The sequence below is a fragment of the Nocardiopsis nanhaiensis genome (assembly GCF_054778635.1).
This window is the reverse complement of record NZ_BAAGZJ010000030.1, coordinates 45,854-66,509: the sequence shown is the minus strand read 5'-3', so window position 1 is coordinate 66,509 and position 20,656 is coordinate 45,854. Positions and strand designations below refer to the sequence as shown.

16 protein-coding genes are annotated in these 20,656 nt (G+C 69.7%); 9 read left to right on the top strand and 7 right to left on the bottom strand.

From position 1 onward, the window contains the following. Positions 1–535: 535 nt before the first annotated feature. Positions 536–1,825, top strand: a complete 1,290-nt coding sequence (gene aroA, locus ACYVD1_RS16295) for a 3-phosphoshikimate 1-carboxyvinyltransferase (protein WP_460773055.1) — start codon at positions 536–538, stop codon at positions 1,823–1,825. Positions 1,826–2,133: 308 nt separating this feature from the next. On the opposite strand, the gene ACYVD1_RS16290 is transcribed toward aroA, so the two are convergent. Next, the gene (locus tag ACYVD1_RS16290) at positions 2,134–3,264 is read right to left on the bottom strand and encodes a DNA-binding protein (RefSeq protein ID WP_460773051.1); all 1,131 of its coding nucleotides are present in this window, start codon (positions 3,262–3,264) and stop codon (positions 2,134–2,136) included. 167 nt (positions 3,265–3,431) lie between these two features. Here ACYVD1_RS16290 and ACYVD1_RS16285 point away from each other — a divergent pair, with 167 nt between their 5' ends. The 7 genes from ACYVD1_RS16285 to ACYVD1_RS16255 are packed head-to-tail and all read left to right on the top strand — an operon-like array spanning position 3,432 to position 11,869. Continuing rightward, the gene (locus ACYVD1_RS16285; RefSeq protein WP_460773049.1) at positions 3,432–4,472 is read left to right on the top strand and encodes a hypothetical protein; all 1,041 of its coding nucleotides are present in this window, start codon (positions 3,432–3,434) and stop codon (positions 4,470–4,472) included. After that, positions 4,469–5,326: a hypothetical protein gene (locus ACYVD1_RS16280; protein ID WP_460773046.1), complete on the top strand. Its 858-nt coding sequence runs from the start codon at positions 4,469–4,471 to the stop codon at positions 5,324–5,326. The genes ACYVD1_RS16285 and ACYVD1_RS16280 overlap by 4 nt, the downstream gene beginning before the upstream one ends. Positions 5,327–5,337: 11 nt before the next feature. After that, entirely contained in the window at positions 5,338–6,219 is an 882-nt protein-coding gene (locus ACYVD1_RS16275; protein WP_460773042.1) for a hypothetical protein, read from the top strand. Beyond that, positions 6,216–6,980, top strand: a complete 765-nt coding sequence (locus ACYVD1_RS16270; protein ID WP_460773040.1) for a hypothetical protein — start codon at positions 6,216–6,218, stop codon at positions 6,978–6,980. The genes ACYVD1_RS16275 and ACYVD1_RS16270 overlap by 4 nt, the downstream gene beginning before the upstream one ends. Then, positions 6,977–8,050, top strand: coding sequence for a glycosyltransferase (locus tag ACYVD1_RS16265; RefSeq protein ID WP_460773036.1), 1,074 nt, complete (start codon positions 6,977–6,979; stop codon positions 8,048–8,050). The genes ACYVD1_RS16270 and ACYVD1_RS16265 overlap by 4 nt, the downstream gene beginning before the upstream one ends. Positions 8,051–8,100: 50 nt before the next feature. Next, on the top strand, positions 8,101–9,156 hold the full coding sequence (locus ACYVD1_RS16260) for a phosphotransferase enzyme family protein (protein WP_460773034.1): 1,056 nt from the start codon (positions 8,101–8,103) through the stop codon (positions 9,154–9,156). A gap of 25 nt (positions 9,157–9,181) precedes the next feature. Beyond that, a complete protein-coding gene (locus ACYVD1_RS16255; RefSeq protein WP_460773031.1) occupies positions 9,182–11,869 on the top strand; it encodes a Gfo/Idh/MocA family oxidoreductase in 2,688 nt (895 codons plus the stop codon). A gap of 356 nt (positions 11,870–12,225) precedes the next feature. On the opposite strand, the gene ACYVD1_RS16250 is transcribed toward ACYVD1_RS16255, so the two are convergent. After that, positions 12,226–12,489 (bottom strand): hypothetical protein, encoded by a 264-nt coding sequence (locus ACYVD1_RS16250; RefSeq protein ID WP_460773029.1) that lies wholly within the window; start codon positions 12,487–12,489, stop codon positions 12,226–12,228. 71 nt (positions 12,490–12,560) lie between these two features. Beyond that, complete coding sequence (locus tag ACYVD1_RS16245; RefSeq protein ID WP_460773027.1) at positions 12,561–13,112, bottom strand: NUDIX hydrolase; 552 nt, start codon at positions 13,110–13,112, stop codon at positions 12,561–12,563. A 153-nt stretch (positions 13,113–13,265) separates the two neighbouring features. Between ACYVD1_RS16245 and ACYVD1_RS16240 the strand changes: the two genes are divergently transcribed. After that, complete coding sequence (locus ACYVD1_RS16240) at positions 13,266–13,862, top strand: NUDIX hydrolase (RefSeq protein ID WP_460773025.1); 597 nt, start codon at positions 13,266–13,268, stop codon at positions 13,860–13,862. A 317-nt stretch (positions 13,863–14,179) separates the two neighbouring features. Here ACYVD1_RS16240 and ACYVD1_RS16235 read toward each other — a convergent pair whose 3' ends face one another. Genes ACYVD1_RS16235 through ACYVD1_RS16220 form a run of 4 tightly spaced genes read right to left on the bottom strand, consistent with a single transcriptional unit; the run spans position 14,180 to position 20,557 of the window. Beyond that, a complete protein-coding gene (locus ACYVD1_RS16235) occupies positions 14,180–15,283 on the bottom strand; it encodes a hypothetical protein (RefSeq protein WP_460773023.1) in 1,104 nt (367 codons plus the stop codon). After that, positions 15,280–16,284: a thiopeptide-type bacteriocin biosynthesis protein gene (locus ACYVD1_RS16230; protein WP_460773021.1), complete on the bottom strand. Its 1,005-nt coding sequence runs from the start codon at positions 16,282–16,284 to the stop codon at positions 15,280–15,282. The genes ACYVD1_RS16235 and ACYVD1_RS16230 overlap by 4 nt, the downstream gene beginning before the upstream one ends. Then, positions 16,266–17,510 (bottom strand): lanthionine synthetase C family protein, encoded by a 1,245-nt coding sequence (locus tag ACYVD1_RS16225; RefSeq protein WP_460773018.1) that lies wholly within the window; start codon positions 17,508–17,510, stop codon positions 16,266–16,268. Before ACYVD1_RS16225 ends, ACYVD1_RS16230 begins: the two co-directional genes overlap by 19 nt. Further along, on the bottom strand, positions 17,507–20,557 hold the full coding sequence (locus ACYVD1_RS16220) for a lantibiotic dehydratase (protein WP_460773016.1): 3,051 nt from the start codon (positions 20,555–20,557) through the stop codon (positions 17,507–17,509). The genes ACYVD1_RS16225 and ACYVD1_RS16220 overlap by 4 nt, the downstream gene beginning before the upstream one ends. Between the last annotated feature and the right edge of the window lie 99 nt (positions 20,558–20,656).

The window sequence follows — 20,656 nt, the reverse complement described above, 5'->3', positions numbered from 1 at the left end:
GCCCTCCGTTCGATATGGGGATCGACCACTACTTGCCTTGCTTTTCTCCACCGCCGCCGTGCGGGCTGGGGTGCTGGGAGTCATTGTCCTTAGGGTCGCCACGCTGGTCTGGGGGTCTGTCCGGGTCGCTGTGCTTGCCCACGTCAGGCCTTCCCGAGCTGGGGGGCAGTCCAACGTCACGGTAGCCATCTCGCTGCGTTCTGTCATGCGATTGTCCAGGATCGGTCTGCGATGTGTCAGCAAGGCCCGAGAGGGGAAACTTGTTGGCCTCCGGGGCGGCTCGGCAAAGCCACAGACCCGGCGTGCAGTGGGAGTGCCGGTCGCATCCTGGTCGCCAACCTTCGCCTTGGCTACAAGGGCGGGCGCGCCCTTCTCCGTTGCTCGTGGAGATCCTACGCGCGCTCAAACAGGAACAGCCTCAGCGGCCGCTGGGCACGAAAGCCCTCCGTCAGGCGCACGCCTTCGCTAGCGTCGGACATGTCCCCGGCCCCCAAGAACGTGGTTGAGCCGGACCAACTAACTGAATCGAGAGCCCATGCACGACTCAGTCCTGTCGGTCACCGCCTCGGCCTGTGGGGTCAAGGGCACCCTCCGGGTGCCCGGTGACAAGTCCATCAGCCACCGGGCCCTGATTCTGTCAGCGCTCGCCCAGGGCACTTCCACCATCACCGGCCTGTCCCGAGGAGAGGACCCCACCCACACCCGGGGCGCGCTGACCCAGTTCGGTGTGGAGTTCACCGACCAAGCTGAGGGCACCTTGGTCGTGCACGGCGGGCTCCGCCACGAACCCGTCGATGTTCTCGACTGCGGTAACGCCGGAACCGGGATCAGGCTGCTGTCCGGGGTGTGTGCCGGCTACTCCGGGCTCAGCGTCCTGACCGGCGACCAGTACCTGCGCCAGCGCCCCATGGATCGGGTCGCCGAACCTCTCCGGCTCATGGGCGCACAGGTAGATGCTCGCGATGGGAGCCGTCTCGCGCCGCTCGTGATCCGCGGCGGTGACTTGAACGGCATCACCTACGAACTCCCGAAAGCCTCCGCGCAAGTCAAGTCTTGTGTGCTGCTGGCCGGGCTGTCCGCCGACAGGCCAACCACGGTGGTCGCGCCACACCCGACCCGCGCCCACACCGAAGAGATGCTCCTGGCGGCCGGAGCCCGGGTGGAGGTCAACAACACCGCGGTCACCGTGTACCCCGGCCCCCTCTCACCAGCCGGGCACCACGTTCTCGGTGACCCCTCCCAAGCCGCGTTCTGGGCCGTGGCCGCCGCCCTGGCCGGTGAGATCGAACTCCCCTCGCTCTACCTCGGGTTCGGGCGGGCAGACTTCCTGAACATCCTGCGCCGGATGGGCGCTGACGCCCAGGTGGAAGCGGCGACGGGTTCGGTGCGCGTGGTCGCCGCACCGCTGCGCGGGGTGGAGATCACCGGCGCCGACGTGCCCGGGATCGTCGACGAGATCCCCGTGCTGGCCGTCGCGGCGGCCGGTGCCGAGGGCACTACCGTCATCTCCGGGGCCGAGGAGCTGCGCGTCAAGGAATCCGACCGGATCGCCTCGACGGTGGCGATGCTCAAGGCGTTCGGTGTGCGGGCTGAGGAGCGTCCGGACAGCATGGTCATCCACGGCCAGGGGGACGGAGCGTTCGCTCCAGGTCAGGTGGACAGCGCCGGTGACCACCGGATCGCGATGGCGGCAGCCGTGGCGGCCGTGGCCCGCACCAGCGGGCAGACCACGATCTCCGGGTGGGGATCAGTGGCCACCTCCTACCCCGGCTTCGTCGAGGACCTGGTCGCGGTTTCTGGTGCCGCGGTGCACCTGGAGAACTAGACGGTCGGCTCCGGCCGCCATCCACCGCACACTCATAGCCAGCGAAGAGCTCCTGATAGGAGCCAGACGAGGCGTTCGTCGATCAGGTCGAGTTAGGCTGGGGTGACGGTGGCCTGGGCCAGGGTGTGGTCCAGGCGGTGCCTCATCTGTCCGGAGCGTGTTTCCAGCCCGTAGCTGCTGTGCGGGGCGACTGGGGCGCGGACCGGAGCCGGTGGCGCTCACCCACCGTCGTCCCCCCGCTCAGCTACGCTTGTAAGCCCGTCGACACGTTCGAGAACAGGATCTGGCCCCTGCCCAGGGGCGGATCGCTACCGAACTGAGGCTGCGTGGTCGGCGAGCTCCCGTACCGATGCTGGCGCTCCGGCTTGTTCCGCGAAGTGCTGGACCTGCACGAGCAGAGCATGCGTGCGCCCCGAGCGGATGTGGCCCAACATCGGAACCACCGCCCCGGCCAGCACATTCTGAGCGCCCTGCCATGACCCCACCCGCACCAGAGCATGCGCGAGGTGGGACGCGTCGTTGAGAGCACCACGATGGTAGGTGGCAGGCCGCCCTTGAAGAGCGGTCTCGAACAACTCCACCGTCTGGCCCCAGGCGCCGTTGTCGGCGTGGATCATGGCCTCCTGCCAGGCCAGTTCCGCCTCCGTGATCCACCAGACCCACGGCGGATCACGGTCCTGGGCCTCACCTCGCAGCCGCGAACGGGCCCGGTGCAGCGTCTCCACCGCCCGGCCAGGTGTTCCTTCCTGCCCTTCGGCCCGAGCCAACCGCAACTCGAACAGGCCCAGTACCCGCGGAGTGACCTGCTCGTCGAGAATATGCTCGCACACCTGCCGGGCCTGATCAGGGCGGTGTTCGTGGGCGTCCTGCATGGCCAACTGCGTCAAGGCGAACAGCTCACCGTCGCGATCCCCACCTGCCCGCGCCGTCAGGACCGAGGCGCTGGTCAACCTCCTGGCCAGCAACTGCTCGTCGGCGTCGAACGCCAACCAACCGGCCACCTGCAACGCCTCAGCGGCAGCCGAGGCCATCTCCGAGGACATGGATACCAGGGAGGTCTGGTGTGCCGAGCGCGCGGTACGCACTGCCATGGGGAGCAGATCTGCGCTGCCGGTCATCTCGTCCAATGCGATGACGTTGGAGGTGATGGCGCGCACCCTGGCCGTATCGCCGCTTCTCGTCGGCTGTTCGTCGAACACCTCGTCGTCCACTTGGAGTACCCGGGCCAACAGCAGACGGTAGCGCTCGCGGATAGCGCTGCGGCCCGCCTCCCATTCCCGGATGCGCCTGGTCAGGGACTCGGTGGTGGCGGTGGCGTCGGGGCCGGCGGCTCGCACCATCTCCACCGCGAGTCGGTGCACGTCCCATCCCAGGCCCGTACGGGCCTCACGCAGGGCCTGTGCCCACACCGGACGGGGGGTCTGATGTGACGTCGTCATAGGGGGATCCTCCTTCACCCCATGAGGGGTTCCCGCGAACGTCCGTGTTCATCCGTGATCGTCACTGGCGGCCTCGCAACGTCGCCGGGGAGCCTGGAGGCGGTGATCTAAACGCGGGTCGTTACCACCCGCGTCAGCGTCTCGAAACCAATGATGTGGGAGGTGGCGTGGGCGTCCAACTACTGCTGGACGGGTTGCGGCTGGGGGTGGAGTCCCCCGAGGCCGGGCACGTCGAGCACGTGATCACGGCCATGGGGGCGGCGTGCGAACGGCTTCGTCCCGGGCCGGACCCGAACTGGTCCTTGCGCATCCTGCCCGGCCGCCCTGTCCTTGAGGACAGCCGGGAGTGGCCACTGCTGGAGCTGCGCCCGGGTGGACCGGCCCTGACGATCACCGGCAACCAGGACGGGCGGCTGCGGGCTGTGGGCTACTACCGGCCCCAATCCGCACCGGTGACCATCGAGGTTGACCAGGGGCGACGCCTGACTCGGCTGGTGGTCTCCTCCACCTACACCGACCAGACGCACTGGTCGGCGTGGCTGTCCAAGATCTTCTTCGCGTCCCGACTGTCGGCGCGCGGGTGGCGGATGCTGCACGCCTCCGCCGTGGTGCTGGGCGGTGTTGCCGTGCTGTTCGTAGCGGCACCGGGGGGCGGTAAGTCCACGCTCGCGCACCGGGCCTGCCAGGAGCTGGGGGCCGCCTTCCTGGCCGATGACCTGGTCATGATCGGCCCGGACGGGACCGTGGTGGGCTGGCCGACACGGGTGTGCCTGCCCCACGGCCTCAACACTCCCGCCCCAGCACAGATCGGGAGGATGGTGGGCGGCCCCCAGCGCAGGCGCCTGGTGCTGAGCCTAGCCGAGCACCACACCTTGGGGTTCACCCACGCGCCACCGACTCCCTTGGGAGCGGTGGTGCACGTCCGCTCCGGTCCCGGGCCGGTCCCATCCTGCCGTCCTTGGACGGTGAAGTCATCGAATATGGCCGAGGCGAGCGCTACCGACATCCCTGTGCAACGCCTCTACACCAGCGACTTGCTGGGGCTGACCGGGGGAGCGCCGACCCTTCCACCTACGAGGGGGGAGAAGGTCTTCACTGACGTGGGCGGGTTCGATCTGACCATCCCGGACCCGGCGGCGCTACCCACCGCCCCGGTGTGGGAGACGCTGTCGGCAGCGATACCTCCAATTGCGGGGGTGCGCTCATGAACCGGGTGTTCGAGCTCTCCAGCGCACAACGTGCCTTGCGGGTGAAAGCCGATGAGCGTCTGCTGCGATGGTGGCCGACCCTGACCCCCCACATCCCCGGGGTGCCTGCGACCCTGCCCGTACCGATCTCCAGCACCAATGCAGCTGCGGATGTGAGCAGCCTGGACGAGCAGGCCGAGGCCCGCAGAGTGATCAACGCCCACCTGCACCGCCTCCACCTGGCTCACGACACCGTGTGCGCGCACGCCACCGCCCTGACCACCCCGGATGGCGCTCGCGCCGTTCTGCTGTTGGGCGGGCACGGGGCGGGCAAGACCCTCGTGGCCACCGCGCTGGCCCTGCGCGGCTGGAACCCGGTGGCCGGCGACGTGGCCCTCGTCCACATCGGCCAGGACGGCACCAGACTCGTGGGTGGGACCAGTGCGTTCGTGGTACGCACCGCCCCCACCGCCCGCTGGTTCCCCCACTTCCCCCACCCGCGTCCCACCAGTGCGACGGCGGACCTGCGCCACCTGTGGCCACCCGCGCCGATCGGAAACGGCGTTCCTGTGGCCACAGCCACCTGGATCCGAGTCGACGGCGACCCCCATCTGTCCGAGGCCGCCGCCGAACGCCTGGATGCCCACACCTCGACCACGGTGTGGTGGGGCGCCAGCGCCCATCTGGTGGACCGGGTGAGCACAACGGAGCCGCTGCGCCTGGTAGAGACCGAGGCGCAGGTGCGCCACCGCGCCGCGCTGGTCGACGACGCCTCCGACCGGCTCCCGTTGACGGGGCTGTGGGGCGACCCGCACATGATCGCCGCAGCCGTCGAAGACATCACTAGCTCCGTCTCGACCGTGGGACAGGGGTGAGGAGCATGCCGTTGTCCACCTCCGGTCGGGTGCGCTTCACGCAAGGCCGCGCCCGACTGCTCCCATCCGCCTCCACCGTCCCGGGGATGGTCCGTGCCCAGGTGAGCGTCCTGAGCCCGGGAACCGAACTGCGCCACCTCGCCCAGACCGAACACGGCCCCGACCGCGACGCCGGGTACATGAACATGGCCCGCACCCCGGACGGAGGGTGGGTTTTGGCGCCCTGCGCGCACGGGTCCGCCTTCACCCCTCGCATCTCGGGGGCGGTGAGGGCCGACGGCCGCCTACCGGTCCAGCTGGTTGCGGTGGGACGTTTCCAGCTCATGGCCGCCCGCGGACTGGCCCGCCTGCCTGAGGGCACCGACCTTGATGAGGCCGTGGTGGTCGGTTCGGGACCGGTGGCCGCCGGATGCGTCCTGGAACTGCGGCGCCGGGGTTCCAACCGGATCCGCGTGTGGACCCGGCGCACCGACACCCCGCTCATCGCCCACCTGCCCGGCCTGGCCTATACCACACGGCCTGAGACGGGTCGGGCGGGCCTGGTCGTGGACGCCACCGGTCACCCCCAAAGGGCTCTGGAGGTGGCCGGGCCGGGGACGGTGGTGGGGCTGCTCGGTACCCCCGGCGTCGGCACGGCGTTGAACGCGCTGACCGTGCACCGGGCCGGGGCCGTGGTGGTGGGGATGCACGAACTCGCCGGAGTCACCCCCGGAGACCCCACCTACCAGCACACGTTCGACCAGATCCTGGGCTGGTTGGCCGACATCGATGAACAACGACTGTTGGCGTCCTGGTGCCGTTCCCTGCCCGCAGGCCAGGCCCCGACGTTCTACGCCGACCTGCGCCGTGGCCGCAGGCCCGCCGAACCGATCGTGCTGTGGGAGTGGACATGACACCGGTGGGGTTGTACAGCATCTCGGTACGCGGGCTTCCGGTGCCCGACCTGCTGGCATGGGCCCACACCCACGACATGGGGTTCGTGCACCTGCGCGGCGGCCCTCGCGGCTTCGACCTGATCCGACGCGCCCCGGGCGAACTGTTGGCCTGGCGCGAGGCCGCCCGAGAGACGGTTCCCATCACCGGAGTGACCGCCGACGTGGACCTGGCCCAGGTGTATGGCACCGAGCCCTGCCAACGCCACCAGGCCCGCAAGGAGCTGGCCGCTCTGGTGGAAGCAGCCAAGGCCTTGGGTGCCGGGTGGGTACGGTTGCTGGCCCGCCACCCGCTCACCGACCTGGTCGGCGGACCGGTCGAGGCGAACCTGCCGCTGGTGGTCGAACTCCACCACCCCGGCTGGCTGGAAGCGGACCCGCACCAGGTCCTGGGCGACCTGCTCACCCACCACGGGGTGAACCTGTTGGCCGACACCGCCCAACTCGCCCGCGCGCTCGCTGAGGGAGGCGATGGAGCCGTGGACCAGTTGGAGCAGCTGTGGCCCCACGCGCGGGTGCTGCACCTGAGCGACGACGGGTCGGGTCTGAGCGACGTCGGCCACGCCCTCGTCGCCCGCCGTATCGCCGAACGTATCCACGCCGGCCAGACGGTGGAGGTCGCCCTGGAGTTGACCGGCCCCGACCGCACCCCCCACACCTGTGCCCGACTTCACCGGTCCCACATGGCCTGGTGGAACCATCTCCAAGGGGAGACCCCGTGACCCGACACATGCGGCCGTGGGTGATCATCACCGACTACCCCACCTGGCCCAGCCCCTACTTCCGCGAACTCCACACCCACGCCCCTGACTTGGCCCCGGAGTTCACCCCCGACCTGGTCTGCTTGCACGACCGTCCCGGGCCGCCGGGGGTGGTGAACCTCCACCGCCTCAAGCGCCTCTACCGGGGCGGTGGCGGGAGGCGCACCGTGGCGGCGGCCGAGGCCATGCTCACCCGCCTGCGCGCACTGCGGGAGGCCGGGTGGAAGGTGGTGTGGACCGTCCACAACCTGCTGCCCATCGACGGAGCACCACCGGGGGAGGCTGACTGGGTGGCCGCCCGCGGAGTCCTGGAGTTGGCCGACGCCGTGGTGACCCACACCCACGCCGACGCCCACCACCTCGCTTCCCTGACCCGGGCTCCGATCACCGTCGCCGGATGGGGCGGCCTGAGCCACCGCTCCAACACCGGGCCGCTGCCCGCACACCTGGCCGCCCTGGTCGAACGGATGCGCGCCGTCACACCTGCCATTCTGGTGTTGGGCAACCTCACCGACTACAAGGACCTCCCCGCCACCACACGGATCTTCCTGGAACAGACCCGGCGGGCCCACCTGTTCATCGCCGGTCCGGAACGCACCCTGGGCTTGGTCGCGAACCTGGAACACAGCATCACCGGCCACGAGGGGCGCGTGCACCTGCTGGCGGAGCGGGTGGCGGCCCAGGACGTGCCCGCCCTGTACGCCGCGGCCGACGCCGCCCTGTGCCCCTACCGCACCGACGGGCCCTGGGAGTTCTTCACCCGCGTCCTGCACCCCAGCTCGGTGGGAACCGCCCTCGCCTTCGGTGTGCCGGTGATCGCCCCCGACCTGCCCGCGATCCGTGAGATGACCGACGCGCACCCTCGCCTGCTCTACCCGCCCCAGGACGGCCCGGCCACCGTCTTGGCCGCTCTGGACGAGCACGGTTTCCCAGCCCCGGCGAGCAGAGGCCGACAGGTAGCAGCGGATCGCTGGCGAGACATCGGTGCTGTCTATGCCCGCCTGGCCGCTGAACTGTGGGAGAACCGGTGAGACGGCCTCGGGCCGCCGCTTCGACCACCGCACACGATGAGGACTTTCACATGATCCAGTCCACCGGCCTTGACGAGACCGTGGCAACCGCCTTGGCCGACCGGTACGACCTGCCCGCAGACACCCTGACCCGCGTGGGAGTGGGCCAGAACACCGTCAACCTGCGCGTTCAAAGCGGCGACCGACAGGTGTTCGTCAAGACCTACCCCACAGGCGCCGACTTGGACGCCGAACGCGAGGCGATCAGCCTGTCCGAACTCGCCGGAACCCACGGCGTTCCCGTCGCCCGCATCATCTGCAACCGAGACGGCCAGAGGATCGACACCAACGCTGCGGTGGCGTTCTCGGTCTGGGAGTGGGTACCCGGGACGGTGGTGACCGACCTCGGCGACCTCGAGTGTGCGCAAGCCGGGCATGTTCTGGGGCGCATCCATTCCGCGTTCGCCGACCTGCCCCAGAGCACCGACGCCGATGCCGCCGTTCCCCTGCGGTCGTGGCGCACCATCGACGTGTCCGCCCTTGACGCCACGATCGACCACCTGCTGGACCTCATCGACGACCGCACCCGCACCGGCAAGCAGGAACCGTTCGACGCGGACGCGGCGCGCACCCTAGCCGAACGGCGCACCATGCTCACCCACCTCCCGGACCTGTCCGCGCAGATTCCCCAGACCCTGACGGTCCAGGTACTGCACGGCGACTACAGTCCCGTGAACCTGCTCTTCCACGAGGAGCACCTGTCTGCGGTGCTGGACTTCTCCCCACCCCGCCCCGACCTGCTCGCCTACGACCTGGGCCGGATGGCGTTCTACCCCAACACCGTCACCAGCCGCCACGACTGGCTGAATGCCGCCCACACCTTCATCGCTGCATACCTCGCCGCAAACCCCGGCGCTACCGCCGCGGACGTGCGCGCCTGCGGGCACATCGCCCTCATCCAACTCCTGCGCAGCCTGTACGGGGTCAAACAGCACTACCTCAAACCCGGTATCGACCAGGCGGCGCTCGATGACTTCTGGCTCCTGCGCCACCAGGCCGCCAGCACCCTGCTGGAACACCAGGAGGAGATCGACCAGATGCTCAACGACCTGGCCCACCACCGGTGACACCCCGTGCGAAGGAAGGACGATCATGACCCCCCAGATGACCACCATCCCGTGGAATTGGACGGTGCTGCGCGGACCCCTGACCCCCGAACGGGTCGACCAGGAGGCCGCCGACGTCGCCGCCCGCCACCACCTGCACTTGGTGCGCACCCCCAACGGGCTGCTTCTGGCCGAGCCCGAACACGAAGGCGATCCACTCCTGCGGGTGGGGTGGAGGCCACACACCCCCACCGCGCCCGACACCCTCACCCACACCGTTCCCGCTGATCAGGTCGAAATCCTCATCCACCACCAGCCCGCAGGTGCCACCGCCTCCACCGCCGCCACCGAACTGGCCAAAGCACTAGGGGACGCCCTGGCCTGCTTCACCTACGCCGAACAGGCGCAGATCAGCGCGGCCATGCCGCTCCTGGGCCGCTTCACCCCCACCTGCACCCACCTGGCCGACTGGGCGATCATCGTCCGCGACCACTACGTCGAGAACACCCTCGGCCTGATCCAGGCCCTGCTGAACGCCGGGGTACCCGCACAGTGGATCTACGCCCTGGACAAGGGCGATGCCACCCTGCGGCGCGCACGCATCCATGCCACCCTGCGCCAGATGGGATGTGCCAGCGGAGGGCTGGACAACACCGCCATCAACGCACCCCATACCCACGCCGCCGACCTCGCCCAGGGCCGCCGCGCTATGGACGCCTTCATCGACACCGCCCACCAGGACAGCCGCCGGATCATGGTTATCGACGACGGCGGTCTCATCGCCCAGGGGTACGGCCGCTCCGACGCCTCCCATCGGGTAGACGCTGCGGTGGAGCTGACCGTTTCCGGACTCAAACGCATCAAGGCCGCTGGGGTGGACATCCCCGTGTTCAACCTGGCCCGCTCCGCTCTCAAGCTCCGCTTGGGCTATGCCGAGATCGCTGACTCCTGCCTGCGCAGGCTGCGCGCCCTTCTGCCCGCCGTCAAGGTCATCGGCCGCCCCGTCCTGGTCCTGGGTCACGGCGCGCTCGGGTCACGCCTGTCCCGCGCCTTGGCCGACCAGGGCTGCCAAGTGCACGTGGTCGACCCCGACCCGCTCGCTCTGATCGAGGCCGCCGAAGCCGGACACACCACCCACCCCACCCTCACCCGGGCCCTGGAACGGGTTCATCCGGTCGTGATCGCCGGAACCACCGGAGAGCGAGCCCTGACTGAGGAAACGCTGAGCCTTCTACCGTCAGGAGCGTTCCTGGCACCGTTCGCCACCGCCGACTTCAGCCTGCTGGCCGAACACCCCCACAACGTTCAGGCGGAGACCGAGGTACCAGGGGTCGGTCGACGCTATCGGCTCTCCCACGGCTGTGAGGTGACCGTGTTGGGAAACGGACGGAGCCTGAACCTGTTCGAGGCCGACGCCATCCCCACTCAGGGCTATGACGCCTACCGCGCCGGCACCCTCTTGGCCGCCGATGCCCTGGCCGCCCGCCACGAGCACCTGAGCGCCGGAGTGCACACCGAACTGGTGGACCACATCGTCCGCGCATCGGGCCTGTACCAGGCCTATTACGACACCTACCTGGCTACCGAGCCCTCACCCACCACACTCGAAACCCCGGAACGCACACTTGCGAACCCGACTATTGGGACGTCGGCGTGCGTGGTCGGCTACGGCAAGATCGGCCGCCTACACGCCCAGATCCTCGCTGAACAGGGCGCCGAGCTGACCGTCATCGACCCCAAGCACCAGGACCTGCCCAAGACCTACAGGAGCTTCCCCCACGGGGTCGACGGGCTGCCGTGCGCGGTGCGCTCCTCCATCGGCCTGTGGTCGGTGTGCACCCCCACCACCGACCACCTACCCGTTCTACGCTCCATCCTCGCCCACGACCCTCAGGCGCGAGTACTGCTGGAAAAGCCAGCCTGTCTGGGACACGAGATCAGTGACCTCCAGGAGCTGTTGAAGACCAATCCCGAGGCGCGGATCGTGGTCACCGACCAGTACCGGCATGCTCGCGCCCTCGACGTCCTGCGCGAGGTGATGGACCAGTTCGAGCCGGACTCGACGCCGACCCACGTGGCGGTCACCTTCATCAAGGACCGCAGTGCTGACATTGCCCTGGGCAGGTTCGTGGACCGCTCCTACGGGGTGCTCGGCTATGAATGGCTGCACATGCTCACCGTCCTACGCGGCCTGCTGGACGAACAGACCGGGACCGCCTACTTCGCCACCGCACCCGCCAACACGGGCCTGCTAGCCACTTACCACAAGGACCTATTCGTCTCTGCCCTGACCGAACGCACGCACCTGACCCTGCCCACCGGGCCACTGCACATCGACCTGACCTCCAGCATTGCCACCCCCACCCTGGCCGTCAGCCACCGCACCACCCCTGATGCATCCCGGCCCTTCACTGACCGGCACCGTAAGGCCACCATCTATGCCGGGCGCACCCACTTCACCGTGTTCTTCGATCCGGTGACCCCGCCCGGAGGCGACCATCTGGGACTCAACCGCCATCTGGTCCAGGCCGAACGGGATGGCGTGATCCTTCACGAGGAGGTTGTCGACGACTCTCCCCTGCACACCGCAGTCCGGGATGCCACGTCCAGGCTGCTCGGCGTCGGCCCGATAGCCGACCCGGACCTGAGTAGTCTGCGCAGGATCGCGGCGATCGCCGATTTGCTCCGTGCCTACCAGCCCCCCTTCGCCCAGCCCTCGGCTGCCCATGGATGAGCCCCACGCCACAGACCGGAGACCGGCCAATGTTTCAGGTCAGCGTCGCGATCCCCACCTACGGCGACCGCCCCCGGCCCTGCCCGCAGCGGTCCGGTCCTGGCCCGGAGGTCACGTATGAACACCGGCAAATCTCCACCCGTGGACGCCCATCCCCGTGTGGTCCTGACCCGAGCCGGCCTCCCCACACTGGGCCCGGGTCTGCTGCGCAACCACGGTGTGGAGTTGCTTCAGTGCGGCCGTGGCGCGAGCGCCGTGGCCCCCTCTGTTCGACGCCGACGTGGCCCTACTCGCTGAGGCACCTATCTACTCGCACCGCGCGAAGGTAACGCAAAGACAGCGAGCACCATTCGCAGTCAGCGAGAACCCTGCGGTGACGCGAGGCCATAAAGCATCGACTCCACCGCACCGCGGTCACCGGCGAACCGGGTGAGCTCGATGGCCTGACGCTCGTGCTCAAGGTGGGTACCGCGGGGATAGACCTTCACGAACAGGTCTTGGCCGGTACACCTGGCCCGGTAGTTGGTCGTGCTCTGGTCGCCCTGGATGCGCTCCAAACGCACAGGAGACAGGGCATACCCAGAACGCAGAACCGCGATGACCTCGGGAATCACCAGCAAGTCCCTTCTGGGCTGATACGGGCGGGGTTTCTTCAACGCAGAGCAGGCTTCACCGGGACCGGGTAACCGCCTCACCCTGGTGCCATGGTCACTCGCGCGATGCGGGAGCCGACCAGGCGCTCAGCCTCCGCCATCGGGTACCAGGCGGCTGCAGCGACCTCCGACTCCTGGATACGCCCCACCTGCGTACCGGCTGCCGCGGCGAAGGCGAAACCGATATCGAGGTGAAAGTGGGCGGGCTCGTGCTTCTCCGGCCGTGCTGGAACCCGGCCGTACTCGACATAGACAGGCAGGGGTGAGGCCGGGCGGATCTGGACGGGGTCGATGCCGCTCTCCTCAGTCGACTCACGCACGGCGGCGTCGATCAGCGAGGCATCGCTAGGTTCAAGGTGGCCACCGGGCTGCAGCCAGATCCCGTACGCCAGATGCTCGACCAGGAGTACCTCCTGCTCGCGGAGCAGCAGAGCGCCCACAGTCACGTGCATCGGCAGGGTATGCCGCGAAGCGAAGCCCTCTCCTACGTTGAGCTGCTGGAGCGCCTCAGTCAGCAGCACCGCTTCCCCAGGGTGGCGGGCGAGGTAACCGTCCACCACAGCCCTGATCTCACCGTCCCTGATCGCCATCGGCCGCCTCCGCGCCCTTTTCGGGGACCGTGCAAGCGTCTGCAGCCTATAAGCGAGATCTGTTCGGTGCTCGTGGTTGTTGCAGATCGGTTGTGCACTGCGGCCGGAACCGGCCTGGACTACCGTGGTCAGCGGTGCTGACCGAGGGCTGGCATGGTGGGTGGGGGTTGGTCATCACCATGGCCAGGGCCTACCGCCTTTGGGCGAAGGGTGCGGAGCCCTCCGGTATTGCTCCACCAGGGTCCTGCGGCATGCTGGGAACTCGCGGAGCAGTATCGAACTGGGAAGAGGCTCAGGGTGTCGACGAGGGCGAATCCGACCGTAGACGTGTGCGTGTTGCTGACCCGCGGGGATGGGCGTGTCCTTCTCGGCCGGCGTACGGGTACAGGGTTCGCTGACGGACAGTTCGGCATCCCCGGAGGGCATCTGGAGGAGGGTGAGTCCGCGGCCCAGGGTGCGGTGCGCGAACTGAAAGAGGAAATCGGGGTGCTCATCGACCCCGCGGACCTGGAGTGCGCCCACGTAGCCCACCACCGCAACAGTGCGGGGAAGACCCGCATCGGCTTCTTCTTCACCACCACCCGCTGGCAGGGCGTCCCCACCAACATGGAACCCGACCTGTGTTCGGGTCTGTCCTGGGTGGACCCCGCTGAGCTGCCTGAGGACACGATCCCCTACATCGCCACCATCATCGACCGGATCCGGTCAGGTGAAGTTTTCTCCACACACGGCTGGGACGGGGCACACTGACCCCAACGCGGCCAGCTCCGAGAACGCGCCGAAGGTCTGCTCGGCCTGATCCGAAGGCGCACCCAACACGAGGAAGAGATCCACTACCGCGAGTGTGGGCCACAGCCGCTCCGGTCCTCGTTCATGGATCCTCACAAGCAAGGGCGCACTTCATGTCACTGTCCCGGTACGCGGTGGGACCGGAGGTCGGCGGTACGCGGAGACGCACTCCACTATGGTCCAAGCCGTGTTGGGTGGGGTACGTGTGAGCGCATCCGGACAAGCCCGAGCTCATAGCGCAGTGTTCCTACCGATCCCGCTGACCACATGTGGGGGCGTTACTCAGCTGCTGCGATGACAGCGTGCGCTAGCTGCGCCGTCTGTTCAAGTAGGGACGGTAGGGGCATGGCCTCCGGCAGCGACAATCCTGCGGCATGGCTTCGGACTAGCAGCGCGTCCCGTTGTGCGGGGAGGAGGTGTTCCTGAGACCGGGGGTGGGTGAGGACCTCATGGGCTGGCCGTGCGTCGGGCAGGGCGAGGACTTCGTCGACGAGGGTGTTCAGCCACGGGTCGACGTGGCCGGGGGCGGTACGGGAAGCCAGGTCGATCAGGGTCAATGTCAGGTGTACTCCGAACAGGCGGCTGGTCGGGTCAGTGGTGGTGCGCGCCGAGGTGATCGTGGTGTGCAGTGCTTCCAGGTCGGGTTCGGGGCCCTGGTCGGCGGCGAGGTGGGCATAGGCGCGCAGGCACTCTAGTACCGCGCGTTTTCCTGTATCGGTCACGGTGAGCGGGGTGAACAGGTCGTCTGTGCGCCTGTTGGCCATGCTCTCCACCAGGCTGCACTGGTGCGCTGGCCCGAGGCGTTCGCCCGCGTGGTCGAAGGTACGCGCGTGGACGGCGGCTCGTTCCCACTGGCGGGTGCGCATCAGCAAAGCGGTGCCGGTCTGGAGCATGGCCATGTCCGTCCACCGGAGTACCTGGACCGCGACCGGGGCGTCCAGCAAGGCGGCGAGGTCCACAGGCAGGCCGTGCACACTGATGCGGACCCTGTCGGTGGCGACGCCTCGGTACAGAGCCGAGAGTTCTTCGAAGGCCTGTCGCATGCGGCCTTCGCGGGCGGTGAGACGCATGAGGTTGAGCAAGGGCTGAAGGGCGTCGATGGCTGCCTGTCCGGCTAGCGGAGCGTGGCGGGCGAGCAGGGTGTGCTGGTCGCGGCACCACCGGGCGGCCAGGTCGGTGTGCCCTAGGTCGGCGGCGATGAGCGCGGCCTGGTTCCAGGCGTGCAGCGCTTGACGGTGCCGCTCGCCAGGGTCGGCGGCCGCAATGGCCGCACTGGCATGGCAATGGGCGGTTTCGACCCGGGTATGCAGATCAGGCAGATGCAGGTGAGGACGGCACACCAGCGGGAACCGTTCCCATGCCAGCAGGATCTCCGTAGTCACCGCGCGGCCTCCGAGCTCTCGACCGCAACGCCCAAAACGACCGTGCGCGCCGCGCGGGCCAGGGCGGCCTGCACACCCGGACCCAGAGCGAGCCGGTTCCAATGGAAGATCACGTGGTAGGCCAGGACGGCGCGGATCCCCCGGACCAGAGTCCCTTCGGCCCGGGCCCGCCCGAGCCGGGCACCTGCGGTAGCGAAGGAGCCCGCCCATGAGGTGTGGGCGGACAGGGCACCGTCAGGGCCGAACATGGCCCCGTCGGGGTCGGTGTCGGCACCGATCAGGGTCTTTGTGGAGGTGAGCATGGTGTCGATTCGGGCGGGGTTCACGTTCTTGGGTAGGGGCCGCAGGTCGCACACCAGGTCCCAGACGTCGCCGTGCTCGAACGGTTCCAGGCCAGCGGAGCGCATCAGTTCCGTGCACAGCATCAGCGAGAGCTGTTTGCGGCCCAGTGACAGGTCGGCTTCGGCGGGCAAGCGGCGGATGTGGTGGCTGTCGGCGCAGAAGACCTCGTGGGCGATGTCCATCCCGGTGGGGCCGCCGAACGCCGCTGTCTCGGCCTCGTAGGGGCCGGTCCACCACCCGCGCACCACCCCGGTGTCGACGAGGGTGTCCAGGGCGATGGCCAGACGGTGGCGGGTATCGAGCTGGGCGGGATCCAGGCGCAGCCGCCACCCGGGGTGCTTGTGCAGGAACCACCACCGCGACACCAGCCCGTCGGCAAGGGCGGTGTCGATCAGCGCGGTGAGCCTTCGGGCGGCGGTGTGGTCGCGGTGGGGGTCGAACTCGACGTCGACCTGCCACCAGGAGTGGTGGGCGGTGGCCTCGTGCACGGCCCGGTACCCGGCGTCGTTGAAGACCTCCAGCAGGCGGGCCAGGAACGCAGGCTCCATGTGAGCGTCGCCCGCAGCGTGCTCCAGGGGGGTTCCAGCCAGGACGCGGGCCAGCGCCGCGGCGGCCGGGCCGGAGCCGGAGGGCGGGCCGTTCAGGCGATGAGCAGGCATGTGTCCCATCCGGTGGCGGGGGCGGTGTCAGCGAGGGCGGTCATGAGTGCTAGCGCGGTCCCGGCTGTGCCGTCGAGGAACCCCGCATCGCTGGTGCCGGGGGCGGCGCTGGCGGCCAGGGCGGCGCGCAGGTGGGGCAGATGGGCGGCCAGGGCCGGGGTGGTGGCGTCGGTGGAGGCCCGCCAGGTGGTCTGGTAGAGGCCCGCCCACCCGTGGCACAGCCCCGCATCATTGATGCGGGCGAGCTGGGCGGGGTCGGACAAGCACCGGTCCAGGGTGTGCTCGAAGAACTCTTGCCGGGGCCGATCGCCCACGGCCAGGGCGGCGAGTTGTCCGGCGCGCGCCAGGCCGGGGGTGCCGTAGCACCAGGAGGGTCGGGCTGGGCCGTTGTGGTGGGGGCGCCCGGCGGCCACATCGTGCAGGGTGAGGGTTTCGGGCCACCACGGTCCGGCCGGGCCGTCCTGGGCCCAGGTGTCCAGGTGCCCCAACAGGACGTGGAGGGCCTCGTCGTGCCCCGGGACGGTGGCTGCGGCGCGATGGGCGGTGGCGAGCAGGGCAAGGATGCCGCCCATGCCGTGGGCCATACCGAGGTTGGCGTGACCTGCGGGAAAGTGTGGCGAGGCGCCGCGACGGGGGTCGTGGGACACCCACCACCCCGGCACCGAGCACCCCTGAACGGTGCGGGGGCGGGTGAGGGAGACCAGGTGTTGAAGGATGCGGCCCAGCGCGTCGTCGCCGGGAGCCGTCCGCAGCAGGAGGGCGCCCAGGCCAGTGAGTCCGTAGAACACGTCATACTCGGCGAACGTCGCCGCCACCTCGGAACGCAACCTGTCGGCAGCCGCATCCACCCGCCGGTGCGCCACCGCTACGGTCTGCTCCAACAGACGCTCCTGGCTGGCCCGGTAGCGCCCGGCCGCCTCCAGGGCGAACGTCACCGCGGGCACCCCCAGGTACAGGGCACTGGCGTCGGTGGCCTCCACGCCGTGCGCGGTGGCGGCTTGCACCCACCGGTGCGCCTGTACCCATGCCTGGTCCCGTGCTACGGGGGCGGTGGTCGTGCGGGCGTTCTCGATGTGGGCCAGAGCAGAACCGATCGTTCCCGAGGCCAACGAGGTTGCGGCCCATGGCTGCCCCGGTGGAATCGGTGCGGGGGTGTCCAGTGCAGCCAGGGCCGTATCGAGTGCGGCCCGCACCGGCCCGGCCTGCGAGGTGGTCCTGGCTTTCACGGGGACCTCCGGTGGGTGCGGGTCAGAGCGATCGCGCGCGCCGCACGCAGCACGGCGGCCTCTCCGTCGGGATCCACGCCGCGGGCGCGCGCGTGGTGCAGGTGCAGCAGCGACCGCGTCACCTCTGCGGGGTCCCGGCCGGTCGTTTCCAGCGTGCGGCGGTACAGGTCTAGGGCGTGGCCGCGCGTATGCCAGGCGCCCGGGACGGCCTCCCCAGTAGGGGTGGCCCACAGCTCGCTGGAGCTGCTGTTGGCGGGGGTGGCCCAGGCCAGTGCCGCGGTGCGTACCGCGGTCGCCACCCGGCCGGGGGTGTGCTCCAGGTCGTGGACCAGCCACCGGTCTCCCGCTTCGTGGCCGCCGAGGAGGTGAGCGGTCAGGTCGGCCAGGGAGGCGGCGGTGAGCGCCACCGGGTCGGCCCCGGTTGCCTGGGCCAGGCGGCGTTGGGCCAGGGCTGCGGAGGAGTCGGCGGTGAACACTGCCTCGGCTGCCCGGAACGCTTCTCCGTGGCCGTAGCGTGTGTGCTGGGGGTGGTGGGGCACCAGCTCCGCGCCGGGTGCCAGCCCTGTCTCGCGTAGCCCGTACGCCCAGGAATGTGCGGCCTCGACCACTGCGGCCATCTCCTGTCCGGCAGGGGTGCGCAGGGTGACCTCCAGGTGGGTGGGGGCGTCCACCCGGGCGGTGTCGCGGCGTATCCGGTACCACCACCGGTCACATCCGGCCGCTTCGATGAGGGTGGGCAGGTGGTCGGTCAGGATCGGGTCGGCTCGGTCGGGGTGTACCGGCACACGGGCGTGCACCACCGGCCCGCCGGACAGAGGGGAGTCCACAACACCTCCGGCCAACGGCCGAGTCTTGGCCCAGGGCCGGGCAGGGGTGAGCGTGGTGTGCAGGGCTGCGACGAGTTCGTGGGGGCGGCCGATCCACCCCACCTGTTCCGGTGTGGGCGCCTCGCACACTCGCACCTGGCCCAGGTCATGGTTGTGGAGATGACGCCGCAGCAGGTGCCGGTGCGCGGCCTCGGTGAGGTCCAGGGGGAGCTGGCGGTCGTGCTCGACCACGGCGATGTGCCCGGGGACCCCCCACTGGTGCCGCCACCGGCTCAGCGACTGGTCCCAGGTGTCCTGGTCGGCGTCGCGGCCGGGTACGTCGGCGGCGGTGAGCGTCCACCGTGCCGGGGAGAGCACCACGGGCCCGTACCGGATGCGGGGCACGTGGGCTAGGCGGGCGGCCGCACCGAGGTCGAACGCCCCGTAGAAGGCGCACCGGGCGTGGGGGATCTCGGCGAGGAAACGGGCCAGGGGCGGGGTCTGGTTCTGCGGTTCCAGCGGATGGGCCGTGCGGGTGATGACCCGCTGCCCGGTGGACAGGCGCACTAGCCCCAGCCCGGTGGCATCGGCCACCACCGCCAAGTCCTCCAGGTCGATTACCCCCTCCCCTGGGGAGCGGTGCTCCCCCAGGGAGATGGTGAGCGGGGTGATGGGTGGGGTGCGGGTGAGGTTGTCGTTGCGGCGCTGGCGGGCGTGGAAGGACACCTGCGCCGCCACCGCCCCTTTCACACGGGCGGCGAAGGAGTCGACCAACGGTCGGCGGTCATCGGAGTCGAGCAGCCCCAGGAACCGGCCGAACATGCTGGAGGCGGGCCGCGGTGCCGCTGTCACCCACACCGAGAACTCTCCCTTCTCCACGGCGGCGAGGGTGGGGGCGTGCACCCGCGCGGCGATCTCCACCCGGTCCGGCGGCACGAGAGGGGCGCCGTTCGCGCGGCCCAGCCGGTCGACGAGATCGTCGGTGAGCACCAGATCCCCGCCGCCGGCCAGCGCTTTCTGGGCCTCCTCCAGCAGGAGGGTGTCGCGGTCGGTCAGGACCGTCGGTGCTGCGAACCTGTCGGCGCCCAGGTATCCGGCCGGCCATCCGATCCCGCTGTCGGCCACTACCTCCATCACAGGCACGGCCGCCCCGGGCCCGTACCGGTCCCGGAACCGGTGGTGGTACTCCCGCCAGATGGGGGAGCCGAACGGTTGCGCCGAGGTCCGTATCAACAGACCAGCGGCCTGCTCCAGCACGGCCACTACCGGCGGCGGGACGGAAACCTGGCAGTCCAGGGTGGTGTCCGCGGTCAATGGCACCGGGGACACCTCACTCACGCCGAGCATCACACGGCGCAGTGGCGCCTTGCCCTTCCACTGGGTGTGGGTGGACGGCGCATCCAGGCGTGTGTGCAGGGACCGCACTCGCCTGAGCAGGTCCGCCGCCTCGGGGATGTCGTGTGCGCCCACCTGCTCCAACACCTGGCACAGGTGTCCCAGGGCGTCGGGTACGGTCGACGGGGCCCACAGGCCGCTGACCAGGAATCCCTGCGCGAGCAGTTCGTCGACCAGGGCGGCGACCCGCTCGTGCGGGGCGGAGGGGAACTGTTCGGCCAACCGGTCGGTGAGTACTTGGTGCGGCAGTGGGGCACGTGCCAGTTCCAGGGCGGTGACTGCTGGGGGAGCGGCCCGGATCGTCACCTCCACCGGTGCGGCGCGACGGGTCCGCCCGCCTGCGGCAGGGCCGGGCACGACCAGGCGCCCACCACGCCGAATGACCTGGGTGTGAGACATCACTGGTATCCGGCCCATCAGCTCCGGGCAGGCATGGAGACGGTCGATGACCTCACTGATCCAGGCGTGATCTGCGCCGGTGTGCACCCGGTGCTCGTCACCCCATTTCACGCTCGGGACGGCCGACACGGTGATCGGGGCGGCTCCGGCGAACAGGCCGAACGGTGTGGGCCGTCGCCTCCGCGCCAGGTAGCCCAACAGGGAGGTGATGGCCTTGTCGACGGCGCGCCTGGGTGGGTCATCGGCGCCCAGTAGGTCACCCACACGCCCGTATAGGACCGGGTTGGCGGCCTCCACCGCTTGGCGCACACTCTCATCGGACCAGATCTGCTGCAGCCAGAGGAGGCTTTCGCCCGGTGCCGGCGGGGGCGGTGTGGCGGCATCGCTGGTGGCGCTGGCGCGCAGGAGCAGACCGCCGTGGTGACGGTACAAGGGGGCAGGGGGCATAGATCTCACCGCGATTCCCGAGCAGGGAAAAAGAAGGGGGTTGCAGGGGAGGGCGCAGAGGGGCGGGTGCGCACACGCACCCGCCCCCCCGGGGTCAGC